Origin of the sequence: Micromonospora sp. NBRC 110009 (genome assembly GCF_030518795.1) — a bacterium.
Taxonomy (GTDB): Bacteria; Actinomycetota; Actinomycetes; order Mycobacteriales; family Micromonosporaceae; genus Micromonospora.
In genome coordinates this window covers 5,597,875-5,614,142 of record NZ_CP130427.1, presented here as the reverse complement: position 1 = coordinate 5,614,142, position 16,268 = coordinate 5,597,875, and the positions used below count along the sequence as shown (strand labels likewise).

The 16,268-nt window shown below is 72.5% G+C and carries 12 protein-coding genes and 1 pseudogene; 5 read left to right on the top strand and 8 right to left on the bottom strand.

All coding sequences use genetic code 11. The features are described from left to right. Positions 1-159 precede the first annotated feature (159 nt). Positions 160-2,115: pseudogene (locus Q2K19_RS33420) on the top strand (alpha-amylase family glycosyl hydrolase); the annotation flags it as partial. A gap of 330 nt (positions 2,116-2,445) precedes the next feature. Here the strand turns inward: Q2K19_RS33420 and Q2K19_RS33415 are convergent. The 7 genes from Q2K19_RS33415 to Q2K19_RS26475 all read right to left on the bottom strand — a co-directional run bounded on the left by Q2K19_RS33415 (position 2,446) and on the right by Q2K19_RS26475 (position 11,017). Then, complete coding sequence (locus tag Q2K19_RS33415; protein WP_368046162.1) at positions 2,446-3,789, bottom strand: FAD-binding oxidoreductase; 1,344 nt, start codon at positions 3,787-3,789, stop codon at positions 2,446-2,448. Between the two features lie 196 nt (positions 3,790-3,985). Continuing rightward, positions 3,986-4,912 (bottom strand): AEC family transporter, encoded by a 927-nt coding sequence (locus Q2K19_RS26500; protein WP_302764743.1) that lies wholly within the window; start codon positions 4,910-4,912, stop codon positions 3,986-3,988. A gap of 72 nt (positions 4,913-4,984) precedes the next feature. Continuing rightward, the gene (locus tag Q2K19_RS26495; RefSeq protein ID WP_302764742.1) at positions 4,985-6,499 is read right to left on the bottom strand and encodes an aldehyde dehydrogenase (NADP(+)); all 1,515 of its coding nucleotides are present in this window, start codon (positions 6,497-6,499) and stop codon (positions 4,985-4,987) included. Positions 6,500-6,531: 32 nt separating this feature from the next. Further along, positions 6,532-7,683 carry an L-talarate/galactarate dehydratase gene (locus tag Q2K19_RS26490; RefSeq protein ID WP_302764740.1) on the bottom strand — a complete coding sequence of 384 codons (1,152 nt, stop codon included), beginning with the start codon at positions 7,681-7,683 and terminating at the stop codon, positions 6,532-6,534. A 30-nt stretch (positions 7,684-7,713) separates the two neighbouring features. Further along, positions 7,714-9,045: an enolase C-terminal domain-like protein gene (locus Q2K19_RS26485; protein WP_302764738.1), complete on the bottom strand. Its 1,332-nt coding sequence runs from the start codon at positions 9,043-9,045 to the stop codon at positions 7,714-7,716. Positions 9,046-9,074: 29 nt separating this feature from the next. Continuing rightward, positions 9,075-9,989, bottom strand: coding sequence for a 5-dehydro-4-deoxyglucarate dehydratase (gene kdgD / locus Q2K19_RS26480; RefSeq protein ID WP_302764736.1), 915 nt, complete (start codon positions 9,987-9,989; stop codon positions 9,075-9,077). A gap of 134 nt (positions 9,990-10,123) precedes the next feature. Beyond that, complete coding sequence (locus Q2K19_RS26475) at positions 10,124-11,017, bottom strand: LysR substrate-binding domain-containing protein (protein WP_302764733.1); 894 nt, start codon at positions 11,015-11,017, stop codon at positions 10,124-10,126. A 163-nt stretch (positions 11,018-11,180) separates the two neighbouring features. On the opposite strand from Q2K19_RS26475, the gene Q2K19_RS26470 reads away from it, so the two are divergent. The 4 genes from Q2K19_RS26470 to Q2K19_RS26455 are packed head-to-tail and all read left to right on the top strand — an operon-like array spanning position 11,181 to position 14,708. Further along, positions 11,181-12,191 carry a Bug family tripartite tricarboxylate transporter substrate binding protein gene (locus Q2K19_RS26470; protein WP_302764731.1) on the top strand — a complete coding sequence of 337 codons (1,011 nt, stop codon included), beginning with the start codon at positions 11,181-11,183 and terminating at the stop codon, positions 12,189-12,191. Then, positions 12,188-12,784, top strand: a complete 597-nt coding sequence (locus tag Q2K19_RS26465) for a tripartite tricarboxylate transporter TctB family protein (protein ID WP_302764730.1) — start codon at positions 12,188-12,190, stop codon at positions 12,782-12,784. Before Q2K19_RS26470 ends, Q2K19_RS26465 begins: the two co-directional genes overlap by 4 nt. An 8-nt stretch (positions 12,785-12,792) precedes the next feature. Continuing rightward, a complete protein-coding gene (locus tag Q2K19_RS26460; protein ID WP_302764729.1) occupies positions 12,793-14,322 on the top strand; it encodes a tripartite tricarboxylate transporter permease in 1,530 nt (509 codons plus the stop codon). Next, the gene (locus Q2K19_RS26455; RefSeq protein ID WP_302764728.1) at positions 14,319-14,708 is read left to right on the top strand and encodes a universal stress protein; all 390 of its coding nucleotides are present in this window, start codon (positions 14,319-14,321) and stop codon (positions 14,706-14,708) included. Before Q2K19_RS26460 ends, Q2K19_RS26455 begins: the two co-directional genes overlap by 4 nt. Positions 14,709-14,781: 73 nt before the next feature. On the opposite strand, the gene Q2K19_RS26450 is transcribed toward Q2K19_RS26455, so the two are convergent. Beyond that, a complete protein-coding gene (locus Q2K19_RS26450; RefSeq protein ID WP_302764726.1) occupies positions 14,782-16,215 on the bottom strand; it encodes an MFS transporter in 1,434 nt (477 codons plus the stop codon). Between the last annotated feature and the right edge of the window lie 53 nt (positions 16,216-16,268).

Below are 16,268 nucleotides of genomic sequence, written 5' to 3'. Positions count from 1 at the left end.
ACCTCGACGACCAGCCGATTGCCCGCCGTCGTCGGGTTCGGAGTGGTGACGGCCCGCGTCACGCCCACGCCGTGCCCGGTCACCTGTTGCACGAACGCCGGTGGGCCGGCCGCGAACACCGGCTGGGCGGGAACCAGGATCGTCGCATTCAGCAGAACGATGGAGGATACGAGCGCGGCGCCGCGGAACGAGGAAAACATGGATCCTCCATCACTCAAGCCAATGAGCGGAGTGTGTCAGGGGGGAGTTGCGCGGCGACCGAACGGCAAGATGGCCGACAGTCACCTCGCCGTGGTCTGTCGGATGCACGTCACACCGGCGGCCGCCACGCGCCGGCGTTCGGGGCGGATCGGGCTGCCGTCCGCGTTCTCCGGCCCGTTTCTCGAAGGGCTGCGGACCGGCGCCGCCGACCGGGACGGCAACGGGATCGTCAGCGTCCGGGAGGCCTTCGAGTACGCGGCGGTGCGGATGGTCGACCGGGAACGCCGGCAGACCCCGCAGATGCGGGCCGCCGGCGTCGGGGACCTGATCCTCAGCAACGCGCCCCGGCGGCCCGAGCTGATTCCGGACGACCTCCTGGCGCTCACCCGCAGCGGGCTCGCGTCGACGCGGCTGCTCGCCGTGGACGAGCTGAGCAACTGGGCGCACGGCAACCACCGGACGCGCGAGCAGCTGGTGGCCACGTTCGAGACGCTGGAGGCCCTGGAGCGGGACCCGGCGGAGCGGGTCGCCGCGCGGGCCCGCCAAGCCCTGTCCGGACGGCTCCGGATCACCCGCACCGAGGTCGAGGAGGAACCGGATCCGGAGCAGCCGGACGACCCGAACTGGGCGGCCGGCAGCACGTTCTACGAGGTGAACGTGCGGTTCTTCTACGACTCCGACGGCGACGGCCACGGCGACCTGCGCGGCATCACCGAGAAGCTGGACTACCTGCGCCGGCTGGGGGTGGACTGCCTGTTGCTGAACCCCATCATGGCGGCGCCGTCGTCGGCGGACGGGCGCGCGGCGTCCGACTTCGCGGCCATCGACTCCGGTCTCGGGCAGCCGTCGCACCTGCTGGAGCTGCTCACCCTCGCCCACCGGCAGGGCCTGCGGGTGGTGCTGGACCTGGTGCTCAACCACACCAGCGACGAGCATCCGTGGTTCCAGGCCTCCCGGAGCGACCCGGACGGCCCGTACGGGAACTTCTACGTGTGGCGTGACACGGGCGACGCGTACGCCGAGGCCGACGATCCGCTCAGCAGCCGTGGCGCGGGGTGGACCTACGACGGCAAGCGGCGACAGTACTACCTGCACCGCTACAGCCGGCACGAGCCGGACCTGAACTATGACGCGCCCGAGGTGCGGGCGGCGATGCGGGACGTGATGGACTTCTGGCTCCGGCAGGGGGTCGACGGTCTGCGTCTGCTCACCGTCCCCTACCTGTTCGAGCGCACCGGCACGTCGAGCAAGGGGCTCGACGAGACGCACACCTACCTGCGGGAGCTACGGTCCTGGCTGGACTCCACGTACCCGAACCGGATCTTCATCGCGTGGAGTGAGGACTGGCCGGAAGGTGCCGGCTCCTACTTCGGCATCGCCGAGCATCCCGAGTGCCACCTGGTGATGTACGCCTCGCTCATGCCGAGTCTGCTGCTGGCCATGCGCCGCGAGACGCACCGGCCGGTGTCCCGGGTGCTGTCGCAGATGCGCGAGCAGCCGGGTGACCGCCACTGGGCGGTGTTCCTGCGCAACGGGGACGAGCTGTCGCTGGGTCTGCTGCACGAGCGGGAGCGCCAGGAACTGCTGCACACCTACGCGCCGATGGCCCGCATGCGGGGCGTGACCGGCATCCGCCGGCGCACGGCCAGCCTGCTCAACGACGATCGGGGTCAGCTCGAACTCGCCTTCGCGTTGTTGCTGTCCATGCCCGGTGTGCCGGTCCTGTACTACGGCGACGAGATCGGCATGGGCGAGAACCTGTCGCTGTCGGGCAATCGGGCGGTCAACACGCCGATGCAGTGGGCACCGGACCGCAACGGCGGATTCTCCGTGGCACAGCCGGAGAACCTGCCGGCGCCGCTGATCCACGAGTCGATCTACGGCTACATGGCGGTCAACGTGGAGAACCAGCTCCGCGCCCGGTCCTCCCTGCTGCACGTGGTCGAGAAGCTGCTGGAGACCCGCCACGCCTGGACGGCGTTCGCCCGCCCCGGCTGCCGGATCGTCCGGTCGACCAACCCGGCGGTGCTCGCCTTCCTCCGGGGCGAGCGTGGCGACGAGGTGCTGTGCCTGTTCAACTTCTCGCGCTACCCGCAGACGCCTGTCCGCCCACGCCGGCCGTCGGCCGAGGGAGCTGATGGGCGGCGCCGAGTCCCCGATGGTGCGGGAGTCCGGCGAGTACGACCTCGGCGTGGCCGGTCACGGCTTCTTCTGGCTCTCCCTGGGCGGCCCGGCGGCTGCCACCTAATCCGGCAGCAGCTTTCCGGGGTTCATCAGGCCCCGCGGGTCGAACAGCTGCTTGAGCCCGCGCATGAGGTCCAGCTCGTGGCGGCCCTTGTAGTCGGCGACGATCCCCCGCTTCGACTGCCCCAGCCCGTGCTCGGCGCTGATGCTGCCGTCGCAGGCGCTGGTGGCGTCGTAGATGACCCGAGCGAGGTCAGCCGCGCGCGCCTGGAATTCGGCGTCGCCGCTGCGCTCGGGTTTGCTGAGGTTGTAGTGCAGGTTGCCGTCGCCGACGTGGCCGTACGTCACGATCCGGATGCCCGGGACCAGCTCCCGGAGTGCCCGGTCGGTGCGGGCCAGGAACGTCGGGATGCGGCTGACCGGCACGCTGACGTCGTGCTTGAGGCTGGGGCCTTCATGGTTCTGCGCTTCCGAGATGCCTTCGCGCAGCGCCCAGAGGGCAGCGGCCTGTGCCGGGCTGGAGGCGATGACCGCGTCCGACACCACCCCCGTCCCGATCGCGTCGCCCAGCGCCGACTCGAGTACGCCGTCGAGGCCGGCGGCGGGCAGCGTGTCGTTCAGCTCCACCAGGGCGTACCAGGGATGCCGCTCGCCGAAGGGGTCCCGGGCGCCGGACGCGTGGCGCAGCACGAACCCCAGGCTCTGCCGGGACATGATCTCGAAGCCGGTCAGCCGGTCGCCGGCCTGTTCGCGGAGGATGCCGATCAGGTCGATCCCCGCCTGCGGGCCCGGCAGGGCGATCCAGGCCGTCGCGCGGTTCCGCACGGCGGGGAAGAGCTTCAGGACGGCGGCGGTGATCACCCCGAGGGTGCCTTCCGCGCCGATGAACAGCTGCTTGAGGTCGTAGCCGGTGTTGTCCTTCCGCAGCCCCCGGAGCCCGTTCCAGATCCGCCCGTCGGGGAGCACCACCTCCAGCCCGAGGGTCAGGTCCCGCATCGTGCCGTAGCGGAGCACTCCGGTCCCGCCGGCGTTGGTCGCGAGGTTGCCGCCGATGGTGCAACTTCCCTCCGCGCCGAGGGAGAGCGGGAAGAGCCGGCCGGCGGCCGCCGCGGCCGCCTGCACCGACTTCAGCACCGCGCCGGCTTCCACGGTGATCGTCTGGTTGGCGAGGTCGACGTCGCGGATCCGCCGCATCCGGGTCAGCGAGAGCACCACCTGGCCGCCGGTGTGGTCCGGGACCGCTGCGCCGCACAACCCGGTGTTGCCGCCCTGCGGCACCATCGCGACACCCGCCTCGGCGCAGAGCGCGACGACCGCGGCCACCTCCTCCGTGCCGCCCGGCCGCACGACGGCCGCGGGTGTTCCCGAGTAGGCGTTTCGCCAGTCGCTCGCGTACCCGGCCATCTCGCCCGGGTCGTCGATCAGCCCGGCGGGCCCGACCACCTGCCGCAACCGGCCCATGAGTCCCGCGGTCACGAAGCGTCCACCGTGCCGTTGGGACGCTGCGGGGTCGACATGATCACATCGTCACGCTAGAAGCCGCTGACGATGCCTGTCCAAGTCCGGCCCGGCATGGCGGGATACCTCCGTGGCATGACGATCAGCCGAGCAGCAGGGCGATCCCGACGAGCAGGGGGACGGACAGCACCGTGGTGAGCAGCACGGTGTCCCGGGCCAGCAGGGTGCCGCGGTCGTAGGACGAGGCGTAGACGAAGACGTTCTGCGCCGTCGGCAGGGCCGAGGTGACGGTGACCGCCAGCAACGCCACCCCCGCCAGCCCGGCGACCCACCGGCCGAGCGCGTACGCCAGCGCCGGCTGGGCGAGGGTCTTGAGCGCCACGGCCAGCCAGACCTGGGACGCTCCGTCGCCGGACGCGGGGCGGGGTGCGCCGTGCAGGCTCATCCCGTAGGCGAGCAGCGCCGCGGGCACCGCGAGCGCGGCGGTCAGCTCGATCGGCGACCGCACGAGCGACGGCAGGTCCACGCCGGTGGCCGCCACCAGCACACCCAGGCCGCAGCCGACCACGACCGGCGTACGCAGGGGCTGGGTGAGCGGCCGCCAGCGGGGCGCCGCGTCGCCGGCCGGGTGCGAGCCGGCCAGCACGGCCAGCCCGACCGGGGCCAGGACGAGCACCTGGAACAGCAGCACCGGGGCCACGAAGGAGGCGTCGCCGAGGACGTAGGCGGCGATGGGTATGCCCAGGTTGCCGGCGTTGACGTAGGACGAGGCGAGGCCACCGACCGCCAGCCGGGCCGGCGACAGCCGCCAACGCCACCGGGCCAGCGTCGCGTACAGCAGCGCGCTGAGCACCGCGCTGCCCGCGGTCGCCAGAAGGGCGGCCGACAGCAGCGCGGTCGGGTCGGCGTCCGCAAGCGTGAGCAGCAGCAGGGCGGGCGTCGCCACGAAGTACGACAACCGCGACAGCACCCCACCGGCCTCGGCGCCCAGCACGCCGGTCCGGCCGACGACCCAGCCCACGGCGATCACCGCGACCAGGGCGGCGATGCCGCCGATGACCGCGCTCACCCGGCCGCGCCGCTCACCCGAGCGGGTCGGACGCGCCGTCCGCCGGCACCGGGAAGGTGGCTGCCGACGTGGTCATCGAGGCAACTCGAGGACCCCGTCGACCCGCCGCGGGACGCCGTGGTAGTCGTCGGTCAGTTCGAGCGGGAGCAGGTCGGCGGGCGCGCCCTGCCAGGTGATCGGGCGCAGGAACCGCCGGATCGCCGTGGTGCCGACGGACGTGTGCTGCGAGTTGGTCGACGGCCACGGCCCGCCGTGGTGCTGCGCCCAGGAGACGGCCACGCCCGTGGGGTAGGCGTCGTAGATCAGCCGGCCGGCGCGTGGGCGCAGCTGCTCGGAGACCGCCAGCGGCAGCTCCGTCTCGCGTCGGCCGCGCAGCACGGTCGCGGTCAGCGACGAGGGCATCGCCGCCAGCGCGGCGAACAGCTCGGCGGCACCGTCGTAGCGGGCCACGACCGACACGGGCCCGAAGCACTCCTCGGTGACCTGCCGCGGCAGCCGGCCCGCTGACGTCGCCAGGAGCAGCGGCGCGGCCCGGAAGCCGTCCCCCGCCGGCTCGGCGCCGCGGGCCAGCACCTGGACGCCGGGTGCCTCGGCGAGGCCGCCGGCGAGGTGGCCGTACGCGGCGGCGATGCCCTCGTTGAGCAGGACCGGGGCGTCCGCGCCCCGAACCGCCTCCGCCATGGCGGCGACCACGGCGTCGCCGTCGGAGCCGACCGGTACGAACACCAGGCCGGGCTTGGTGCAGAACTGGCCGGCGCCGAGGGTGAACGACCCGACGAGCTCGGTGCCGATCGCCGGCCCGCGCTCGGCGGCGGCCCGCGGCGTCACGACGACCGGGTTGAGGCTGCTGAGCTCCCCGAAGAACGGCACGGGGTCGCGGCGCTGCTCGATGATCTGCAGCAGCGCGCGCCCGCCGGTGACCGAGCCGGTGAAGCCGACGGCCCGGATCGCCGGGTGGGCGACGAGGTCCGCGCCGGCCTGGACGCCGTGGATCAGGCTCAGCGTGCCGTCCGGGGCGCCCGCCTGGTGCGCTGCGGACACGAGGATGTCGAAGACCAGCTGCGACGTCGCGGGGTGGGACCCGTGTGCCTTGACGACCACCGGGCAGCCGGCCGCGAGCGCCGAGGCGGTGTCGCCGCCGGGTACGGAGAAGGCCAGCGGGAAGTTGCTCGCCCCGAACACCGCGACCGGGCCGATCGGGATGAGCATCCGGCGCAGGTCGGGACGGGGACCCATCGGGGTCTCGCCCGGGTGGTCGATCGCCGCCTCGAGGTAGCTGCCCTCCTCGAGCACCTCGGCGAAGAGCCGCAGCTGGTAACAGGTGCGGGTGAGTTCGCCGGTCAGCCGGGCCGGTCCGAGCGCCGTCTCCCGGTCGGCGACGGCGACGATGTCGGCCCGCCGGTCCTCCAGGCCGTCCGCGAGGCCACGCAGCAGCGCGGCCCGCCCGGCCCGGCCGAGCGCCTCCAGGCCGGGGGCCGCGGCGAGGGCGGCGGCGCAGCGGCGGTCCACCTCCGCGGTGGTGGTCTCCGGCGCCACCTCCTCGACCGCCCGGCCGGTGCGGGGGTCGATGCTGACGACTGTGCCCATGAGGGGTTCCTCCAATGCTGCGGTGGGGTGGTTCAGTGCGAGGCGCCCACGTGGGCCCGGCCCACGGTCCAGGCGCGGGCCTGCTCGCTCAGCGTGATGCCCAGCCCGGGACGGTTTGAGAGGTACATCCGCCCGCCGCGCGTCTCCAGGCGCTCGTTGAACAGCGGGTACAGCCAGTCGAAGTGCTCGACCCACGGCTCGTGCGGGTAGGCGGCGGCCAGGTGCACGTGGATCTCCATCGCGAAGTGGGGAGCCAGCTGCAGGTTGCTGTGGTCGGCCAGCGTGGCCAGCTTGAGGAACTGGGTGATGCCGCCGATGCGCGGGGCGTCCGGCTGGAGGATGTCCACCGCGCCGGCGCGGATGAGCTCGTAGTGCTCCGCGACGCTGGTGAGCATCTCCCCCGTCGCTACCGCGGTGTCCAGCGACCGGGCGAGCTGGGCGTGTCCCTCGGCGTCGTACGCGTCCAGCGGCTCCTCGATCCACACCAGGCCGAACTCCTCCAGCGCCCGGCCGACACGCATCGCGGTGGGCCGGTCCCACTGCTGGTTCGCGTCCACCATGAGCGGCACCGCGTCCCCGATGTGCTCGCGCACGGCGCGGACCCGGCGCAGGTCCTCCGCCCAGTCCGGCTGACCCACCTTGATCTTGATCCCGCCGACGCCGGATTCGAGGGTGCGGGTGGCGTTGTCCAGCACCTGCTCGATGGACTCGTGCAGGAAGCCACCGGAGGTGTTGTAGCAGCGCACCGAGTCACGGTAGGCGCCGAGCAGTTTGGCCAGCGGCAGCCCGGCACGCTTGGCCTTGAGGTCCCACAGCGCCACGTCGATCGCGGCGAGCGCCTGGGTCGACGCGCCGCTGCGCCCGACGGAGGCGCCGGACCAGACGAGCTTGGTCCACAGCCGACCGATATCGCTGGGATCCTCGCCGATCAGGTCGGGGGCGACCTCCCGGGCATGCGCGAACTGCGCCGGCCCGCCGGCCCGCTTCGAGTAGCTGAAGCCGACACCCTCGAAGCCGGCCTCGGTGCGGATCTCGGCGAAGAGGAACGCCACCTCGGTCATCGGCCGCTGCCGGCCGGTGAGCACCTTCGCGTCGCTGATCCCGGTGGGCAGCGGAAGGGTGACCGACGAGAGGGTCACCGACTCGATCCGGTCGAGGACGGCGGGGGCGCTGGCGGTGGTCATGTCTCTCCTTCAGGGGCGCCAGGACGGCGGTCAGCGGACCAGGCAGGGACGCTTGGGGTCGAACACCCAGCCGGGGACGAGGTACTGCATCGCCACGGCGTCGTCGCGGGCGCCGAGGCCGTGCTCCCGGTACAGCTCGTGCGCCGCCGCGAGGGCGTCGCGGTCGAGCTCGACGCCCAGCCCGGGCGCGGTGGGGACGGCGATGCGCCCGTCCCGGATCTGCATCGGCGTACGGGTGAGGGCCTGCCCGTCCTGCCAGATCCAGTGCGTGTCCAGGGCGGTGATCTCCCCGGGGGCGGCGGCGCCCACGTGGGTGAACATCGCCAATGAGATGTCGAAGTGGTTGTTCGAGTGCGAACCCCAGGTGAGGCCGAAGTCGTGGCAGAGCTGGGCGACCCGCACCGAGCCGCGCATGGTCCAGAAGTGCGGGTCGGCGAGCGGGATGTCGACGGCGTCGGAGCGGACCGCGTGGGCCAGTTGCCGCCAGTCGGTCGCGATCATGTTGGTGGCCGTCGGCAGCCCGGTGGCCCGCCGGAACTCCGCCATCATCTCGCGGCCCGAGTAGCCGCCCTCCGCGCCGACCGGGTCCTCGGCGTAGGCGAGCACCCCGTGCAGGTCGCGGCAGAGCTCGACGGCCTCGGCGAGCAGCCAGCCGCCGTTGGGGTCGAGCGTGACGCGGGCGTCGGGGAACCGCTCGGCGAGCGCGCGGACCGCCGCGACCTCCTCCTCGCCGGCCAGCACGCCGCCCTTGAGCTTGAAGTCGGTGAACCCGTAGCGGGCCTGCGCCGCCTCGGCCAACGCGACGATCGCCTCCGGGGTCAGCGCCGCTTCCCGGCGCCGCCGCGCCCAGTCGTCGACCGGGTCGGCCTCGGCAAGGTAGGGCAGGCCGGTGCGGCGGCGGTCGCCGATGTAGAAGAGGTAGCCGAGCATCGGGACGCTGTCGCGCTGCTTCCCGTCGCCGAGGAGTTCGGCCACCGGCACGCCGAGGTGCTGACCCAGCAGGTCCAGCAGCGCCGACTCCAGCGCCGTCACCGCGTGGACCGTCGTGCGCAGGTCGAAGGTCTGCAGGCCGCGCCCACCCGCGTCGCGGTCGGCGAATGTGTCGGCCACCGTACGCAGCAGCCGGCCGAACTCGGCGACCGGCTGCCCGGTGAGCAGCTCGCCGGCGTCGCAGATGGTGCGCCGGATCGCCTCGCCGCCGGGCACCTCACCGACGCCCACCCGCCCCTCGCTGTCGGTGACGATGGCGATGTTGCGGGTGAAGAAGGGGCCGTGCGCGCCGCTGAGGTTGAGCAGCATGCTGTCGTGCCCGGCTACGGGCACCGCCTCGACACGGGCCACGGTCGGGGTGCGGCCGGTCATCGCCGTCCTCTCGGTCTCGGTGGGCTCGGTCAGGAGATCTTCTCGATCAGGGCGGTCAGCTCGGCGAGCTCGGTCGCGGTCAGGTCCGACAGCGGGGGCCGCACCGGGCCGCCGTCCCGTCCGACCGCGGTCAGGCCGGCCTTGACGATGGAGACCGCATACCCCCGGGCCCGGTCCCGGATGTCCAGGTACGGGAGCAGGAAGTCGGTGATCATCTGGTAGACCGACGCCCGGTCCTGGGCGCGGACGGCCGCGTAGAACCGGAGCGCGAACTCGGGCAGGAAGTTGTACAGCGCCGAGGAGTAGGTGTTCACCCCGAGCTGCAGCAGCGGCAGCGCGAACGTCTCGGCGGTGGGCAGCCCGCCGATGTAGATCAGCCGGTCGCCGACCCGGGCGTAGGTGCGGGTCATCTGCTCGATGTCGCCGACGCCGTCCTTGAGGCCGATCAGGTTGGGGTTACGGTCGGCGAGCTCGGCCACGGTGACGTCGTTGAGCACGGCGTTGGCCCGGCTGTACACGATGACGCCGAGGTCGACGGCGCGGCAGACGGCGCTGATGTGCTCGATGAGCCCCTTCTGACCGGCCTCGGTGAGGTAGGGCGGGAACAGCAGGAGCCCGGAGGCGCCAGCGGCCTGCGCCGCCCGCGCCTGGGCGATGGAGACGGCGGTGCCGCCGGTGGCCGGCGCGAGCACGGGCACCTTGCCGGCGACCTCGTCGACGGCGACGCGGACCACGCGGTCCAGCTCCGCCGAGGTCAGCGAGAAGCCCTCCCCCGTGCCGCCGGCGGCGAAGAGCCCGGCGACGTCGAAGCTGGCCTGCCAGCTCAGGTGCTCCCGGTACCGGGCCTCGTCGAACTGCAGTTCGGCGTCGAAGTGGGTGACGGGGAAGGAGAGCAGGCCAGACTTCAGCCGGTCAGCGAGAACGTCCGGGGGCAGCAGCGTCACGGAGATCGTGTCCTTGGGTCCGAGGCCCGCGGGTGGTTCGTCCAGCCGTACGGGCGGGTGGTCGGTGTCACCGTAGGAACGACGAACGATGCATGTCCAAGAGCGGTTCCGCATCGAGCGATGCCTGGGCGGTATCAATGGTCGATGTCGGGCTGTTCCAGCGCCGCGAGGGTCCGCCACAGCGCGGGATTCTTCGAGTTCCTCGCCCAGAGCAGATGCAGCTCGACCGGCTGCGGCACGGGCGTCTCCAGCCGGACGAACCCGACGCCCTCGATCGGCAGCCGGGCGGCCGACTCGGGCACGAACGCGATGCCCCGGCCGGCCGCCACCAGCCAGAGCATGGTCAGCACCTGACTCACCGCGTGCACGGTGTTCTCGGCGGCGATCGGGACCACGCCGGCGACCAGGTCGTAGAAGTACTTGGCCTTGACCGGCGAATGCATGATCACCGGTTCGGCCGACAGGTCCGCGGCGACCGCGGGTCGGCCCGACGCCAGCAGCCGGTGGCCCAGCGGGGCGGCGACGAGCAGCGCCTCCCGGTGCAGCAGCCGGGAGCCGAACGCCTGCTCGTCGAAGGGCGGGCGGGCCAGGCCCAGGTCGACCTCCTCGTTGAGCAGGCCGGCGACCTGCTCGCGGGTCACCATCTCGGCCAGTTCGACGTCGACCTCGGGCAGCGCCCGGGCCAGTTCGTTCAGCAACGTGCCGAGCACTCCGTACGCCGAGGCAGCGGTGAAGCCGATGCGCACCACGCCGGCGGCCCCGGAGGACACCCGGCGGGCGAGCTCCGGCGCGGAGTCGGCGAGGGTGAGCAGCCGGCGGGCCTCGCCGAGGAACACCTCACCGGCGGCGGTCAGGGTGACGCGCCGGTTGTCGCGCTCCAGCAGTTGTGCGCCGATCGCGCGTTCCAGCTTCTGGATCTGCCGGCTCAACGGGGGCTGGGTCATCTGCAGCCGCGCGGCGGCGCGACCGAAGTGCAGCTCGTCGGCGACCGCCACGAAGCCACGAAGCTGCTCGAGGGTGAACGTCATGCCGGGAAGGTATCAATCAATGCTGGATTGGATTTGGACAGGCATGAGGGGAGCTTCCTACGCTGCGACGTCAGGGTCAGTGACCCGACTCACAGCACACTCGGCCGGAATCCTGCTCCCCCGTCCTCGGCCACAACATTGCCTTTTCCGTGAGGAGAACGAGATGACCCTCCACCACCGCATGCGCCGCTGGGCGACGGCGGGCGCCGGCATCGCTCTGGCGCTCTCGCTCGCCGCCTGCGGCGGCAACGTCGGCGGCGGATCCGCCGCCGACGGCACGTTTCCCGGCAAGGCCCCGATCACCATCCTCGTCGGCCAGGACCCGGGCGGTAGCACCGACCTGATCGCCCGGGCGCTCGCCGACAAGGTCTCCGACGACCTCGGTGTCCCGGTGACCGTCGAGAACAAGCCCGGCGCCAACGGTGGCCTGGCGGCCAAGGAACTGGCCGGCAAGAAGGCCGACGGGCACACGCTCATGGTCTACAACGGCAGCCTCGCGTACATCACGCCGCTGGCCGTCGCCGCGGGCCAGGCACCCGACATGGCCGACTACGAGATCGTGACCGGCATCAGCCAGGATGACTACGTGCTGGTCACGGCACCGAAGTCCGGCTTCAAGACCGTCGACGACCTGGCCAAGGCCGGACGGCAGATCACCTTCGGCACCACCGGCGTCGGCACGGGCAGCCAGCTGTCGCAGGAGTTGCTGTTCCGCCAGGCGAACATCCCGGCCAAGGCGGTTCCCTTCGACGGCGGATCGCCCACCCTCAGCGCGGTGCTCGGCGGCCAGGTGGACGTCGGCTCGATCCAGCTGGGCGAGGCCATCGAGCAGATCACCGCCGGCAAGCTCACCCCGATCGTGACCTTCGCCGAGAAGCGGCCGACGTACCTGCCCGACACCCCGACCGCGGTGGAGGCCGGCCACGACGTGCCCGTGCAGCAGTCGCGGGCGATCTTCGCCCCGAAGGGTACGCCGAAGGAGGTCCTCGACGCCCTCCGCGCCTCGTTCCAGAAGTCGTTCCAGACCGAGGCGTACCAGAAGTTCAACGCGGACAACCAGCTCACGCCCAACGAGGTGGACGGTGAGGAGCTGCGCAAGCAGTGGACCGCGAACCTGGACAAGTACCGGGCTGTCGTGCAGAAGTACAACATCCAGCTCGGCGGCAAGAAGTGACCTCCGCCCACCACGGGACGCGCAATCCGGGAAGCCCCGGCGGTGACACCGCCGCCGGGGCCACCCCCCTGGGCAACGAGTCCGACGGCGAGCAGCTCAGCCTCGAAGAGGCCATCCACCAGGTCGAAGAGGCCGAGCACGAGGGACGACCGCCGGCCGCCGGGGCGCTGAGCAACGCGCTGACCGCGGTCGCCGTCGTGGCGCTCGGTGTCGCCGCGCTGGTCGGCTCCACCGGGCTCGGGCTCGGCACCGCCCGCAGCCCCGAGTCCGGCACCTGGCCGCTGCTGATCAGCGGCGCACTCGTCCTGTTGGGCCTCGGCCTGCTCGCCACGGCCCGACGGACCACGGACGCCGAGCGGTTCTCCCCCGCCAGCTGGCTGGTGCTCGGCGGCTTGGCCACCATGGTCGTCTTCGTCGCGGTCATCGAGGTCATCGGCTTCGAGATCCCGGCCGCCCTGCTCGCCTTCGTCTGGCTGCGGTTCCTCGGCCGGGAGGGCTGGCGCACGTCGATCGTCACGAGCGTGGCAGTGGTGGTCGCCTTCTATCTCCTGTTCGTGGCGGCCCTCTCGGTCCCCATCCCGCACCTGTTCTAGGAGGGTCCGTGGACTTCGCCCCGGTGCTCGACGGCTTCGGTGTCGTACTGGAACCGACCAACCTGCTCTACTGCCTGATCGGCGTCGTCATCGGCATGCTGATCGGCGTCCTGCCCGGGCTCGGTCCCGCGGCGACCATCGCGATCCTGCTGCCGGTCACCTTCGGCATCGAGCCGGTGACCGCCGTGATCATGCTCGCCGGCATCTTCTACGGCGCCCAGTACGGCGGCACGATCACCTCGGTCCTGCTCCGGCTCCCCGGCGAGGCGTCCTCGGTGGTGACGGTCTTCGACGGCTACGCGCTGGCCCGCCAGGGCCGGGCCGGCACCGCCCTCGGCATCGCCGCCGTCGGGTCCTTCATCGGCGGCACCGTCTCGATCATCGCGCTGACGCTCGTCGCCCCCGTGGTGGCGGGCTTCGCCCTCGACTTCGGCCCACCCGAGTACACGGCTCTGGCCCTGCTCGGCATTCTCCTGGTCGCCACGGTCAGCAGCGGCGGACGCGTCAAGGCGGTGACGGCCGCGTGTCTGGGCCTGCTGCTCGCCACAGTCGGCCGGGACAGCTTCACCGGCGCCGAGCGGTTCACCTTCGACAACCTGTCGCTGGCCGACGGCCTGGACTTCGTGCCCATCGCCATGGGGCTCTTCGGCCTCGGCGAGATCCTGTACAACCTGGAGGAACGCCACCGGGCCGTGCAGGCGCCGATCGCGGTGGCGAACGTGTGGCCGTCGCGGGCCGACCTGCGCCAGTCGGCCGGGGCCATCGGCCGCGGCTCCGTACTGGGCTTCGTGCTGGGCATCCTGCCCGGCGGCGGCGCCACGCTCTCCTCGCTGGCCGCCTACGCGCTGGAGAAGCGCCGCGCCAAGCGCCCCGAGCGCTTCGGCAGGGGCGCCGTCGAAGGGGTGGCTGCGCCGGAGACGGCGAACAACGCCGCCGCCACGTCGTCGTTCATCCCGCTGCTGACCCTCGGCATCCCGGCCAACGCCACGATGGCGGTCATCTTCGGCGCGCTGCTGATCCAGGGCGTGAGCCCCGGACCGCAGCTGGTCAGCCAGGAGCCGGAGCTGTTCTGGGGCGTGGTCAACTCGATGTACATCGGCAACATCCTGTTGCTGATCATGAGCATCCCGCTGGTCGGACTGTTCGTGAAGATCCTGCGGGTCCGGGCCACGATCCTCGCGCCCATCACGGTGCTGATCACGTTGGTCGGCGTCTACACCGTGAACAACGATGTCTTCGACATCGTGCTGGTCATCGTCTTCGGCGCCCTCGGCTACCTGATGAAGAAGCTGGGGTTCGAACCCGGCCCGCTGGTGCTGGCCTTCGTCCTCGGCTCGCTGTTGGAGGACTCGCTGCGCCGCTCGCTGCTGATCTTCAACGGCGACGCGACCGGCTTCGTCACCAGGCCGATCTCCGGAACCCTGTTCGTGGTGTTCCTGCTCGTGGCCCTGTTGCCGCCGATCCGGGCCGCCCTCGCCCGCCGGCGGGCCACGTCCGAACCCGCCACCGCCTCCCACGACACCAAGGAGCTCGTGTGACCGTTCTCGTCGCCTACATCCGGACGGCCGAGGGAGACGCGGCGTTCGCGGCCGCCGTCGAGGAGGCCGGACGCCGCAGCGAACGGCTGGTGGTCCTCAACACGCCCCGTGAGGGGGCACCGGTCAGCACCGTCGTCGCCGGCGAGGCCGCGGTCGAGACGCTCGTTCAGCGGGCGACGGCGGCCGGTGTGGAGGTCGAGGTCCGGCAGGACGCGCATGCCGGGGACACCGCCGAGGAGGTGGTGCGGGTCGCCGACCAGGTGGACGCCTCGGTGATCGTGATCGGGCTGCGCCGCCGCTCGCCGGTCGGCAAGCTGTTCCTGGGCAGCGCCGCGCAGCGCATTCTGCTCGACGCCGACCGGCCCGTCCTCGCCGTCAAGCCCTGAAACCGGAGCCGGGCGGGCGCAGAGCGCCTGCCCGGCTCCGGTCAGAGGATGGGGCCCGCAGCCTGTTCCCGGGTCAGCCCGCGACCGGGACCGGGGCGGTGACCCGGCGGCGGATCAGGGCCGCCGCCCCGCCGAGCGCGGCCACGCCCGCGCCGAGCACCAGGACCGCGTCGGCGCCGTGGGCCGAGAAACCGGCGGTCTGACCGGCCGGCAGCAGGCTGGACGCCACGGTGATGCTGGCGGCGACGCCGAGGGCGGAGCCGACGTAGCGGGCGGTGTTGTTGGCGCCGGAGCCCATCGCAACCCGGTCCGGCGGGACGCTGGCGACGGCGAGCCGGGCGAGGGCCGCGTTGAGCAGGCCGGCGCCCGCCCCGGAGATGAGCAGCCCGGGGATGGTGCGTGCCCAGGAGTGCGCATCGGGGTAGCCGAGCATGGTCAGGTAGCCGACGGCGGTCAGGGCGAAGCCGAGGGCGAGTTGCCGGGCGGGCGCGAGGCGCGTGCCGTGGTGGCGCATCTGGTTGCTGACCACGAACGCGGCCCCGGCCCAGAGGAAGGCCAGGCCGGCGGCGCCCAGCGCGCTGACGCCGATCAACCGCTGCACCAGGGTGGGCAGGACGGTGCTCGGGCCGAACGCGGCGAGGCCGGTGAAGAACGCGCCGATCGTGGCGATCCGGAAGTCCGACCGGCGGAAGAGGGCGAGGTCGAGCATCGGTGCCCGCCCGCGAGCCTCGATCGCCACGAAGGCGGCGAGCAGCAGCGCCCCGAGCGCCAGGGGGATCAGCACCGCGGGCCGCACCCAACCGGTGCGTCCGGCGGTGATGGCGACGAGCAGCAGCGACAGGCCCGCGCCGAGGGTCAGCACTCCGGGTACGTCGATGCGGGCCGCCCGCGCGGCGCGGGACTCGGCGAGCAGCCGGCCGCCGACCGCCGCCAGGACTGCGGTCAGCGCCGCGAGAATCAGGTGGGACCAGCGCCAGCTGCCCAGCGCGGTCAGCGCGGCCGAGGCAAGCGGTCCGAGGGCGATGCCGGCGCCCAGCATCGACGCCCACCGGGCCGTGGCATGGGACCGTCCGTGGTTGGTGTGGAAGGCGTGCGCGAGCAGGCCGAGCCCGTTGGCGAGGATCGCGGCGCTGGCCACGCCCTGCAGCACCCGGGCGGCGACGAAGGTGCCGGCGTTGGGGGCGACGGCGGCGCCGAGGATACTGACGGCGAGCAGCGCGAGCCCTGCCCGGAATATCCTACGCCGTCCGAAATCGTCACCGAGGCTGCCGGCCACCAGCAGGGCGGCCGCGAGCCCGAGGGTGATCGCGTTGATCAGCCAGGTCTGGGCGGTGAGGCCGGCCCCGAGGCTCCGCGCGGTCTGCGGCAGTACGGCCACCGGGGCGCTGAAGTTCATGAGGACGAGCAGGGTCGCGGCGCACACCGCGAACAGGGCCCGGGAGCCGGAGCGCGTCGCGTCCGGGACCGGGGCTACGGACGGCGCGGTGACGCCGGCGGGTGTCGACATGGGGAGGACCTCTCGGTTCGGTGGCTGAACCGACATTACCAGAGTCGGTTCGT

What these genes read in the sequence shown, in the direction of transcription:
- Q2K19_RS33415 (WP_368046162.1), bottom strand. Translation starts at nt 3,789, where the DNA reads ATGGCCGGGTACGCGAGCGACTGGCGAAACGCCTACTCGGGAACACCC.
- Q2K19_RS26495 (WP_302764742.1), bottom strand. Translation starts at nt 6,499, where the DNA reads ATGGGCACAGTCGTCAGCATCGACCCCCGCACCGGCCGGGCGGTCGAG.
- Q2K19_RS26490 (WP_302764740.1), bottom strand. Translation starts at nt 7,683, where the DNA reads ATGACCACCGCCAGCGCCCCCGCCGTCCTCGACCGGATCGAGTCGGTG.
- Q2K19_RS26485 (WP_302764738.1), bottom strand. Translation starts at nt 9,045, where the DNA reads ATGACCGGCCGCACCCCGACCGTGGCCCGTGTCGAGGCGGTGCCCGTA.
- Q2K19_RS26475 (WP_302764733.1), bottom strand. Translation starts at nt 11,017, where the DNA reads ATGACGTTCACCCTCGAGCAGCTTCGTGGCTTCGTGGCGGTCGCCGAC.
- Q2K19_RS26470 (WP_302764731.1), top strand. Translation starts at nt 11,181, where the DNA reads ATGACCCTCCACCACCGCATGCGCCGCTGGGCGACGGCGGGCGCCGGC.
- Q2K19_RS26450 (WP_302764726.1), bottom strand. Translation starts at nt 16,215, where the DNA reads ATGTCGACACCCGCCGGCGTCACCGCGCCGTCCGTAGCCCCGGTCCCG.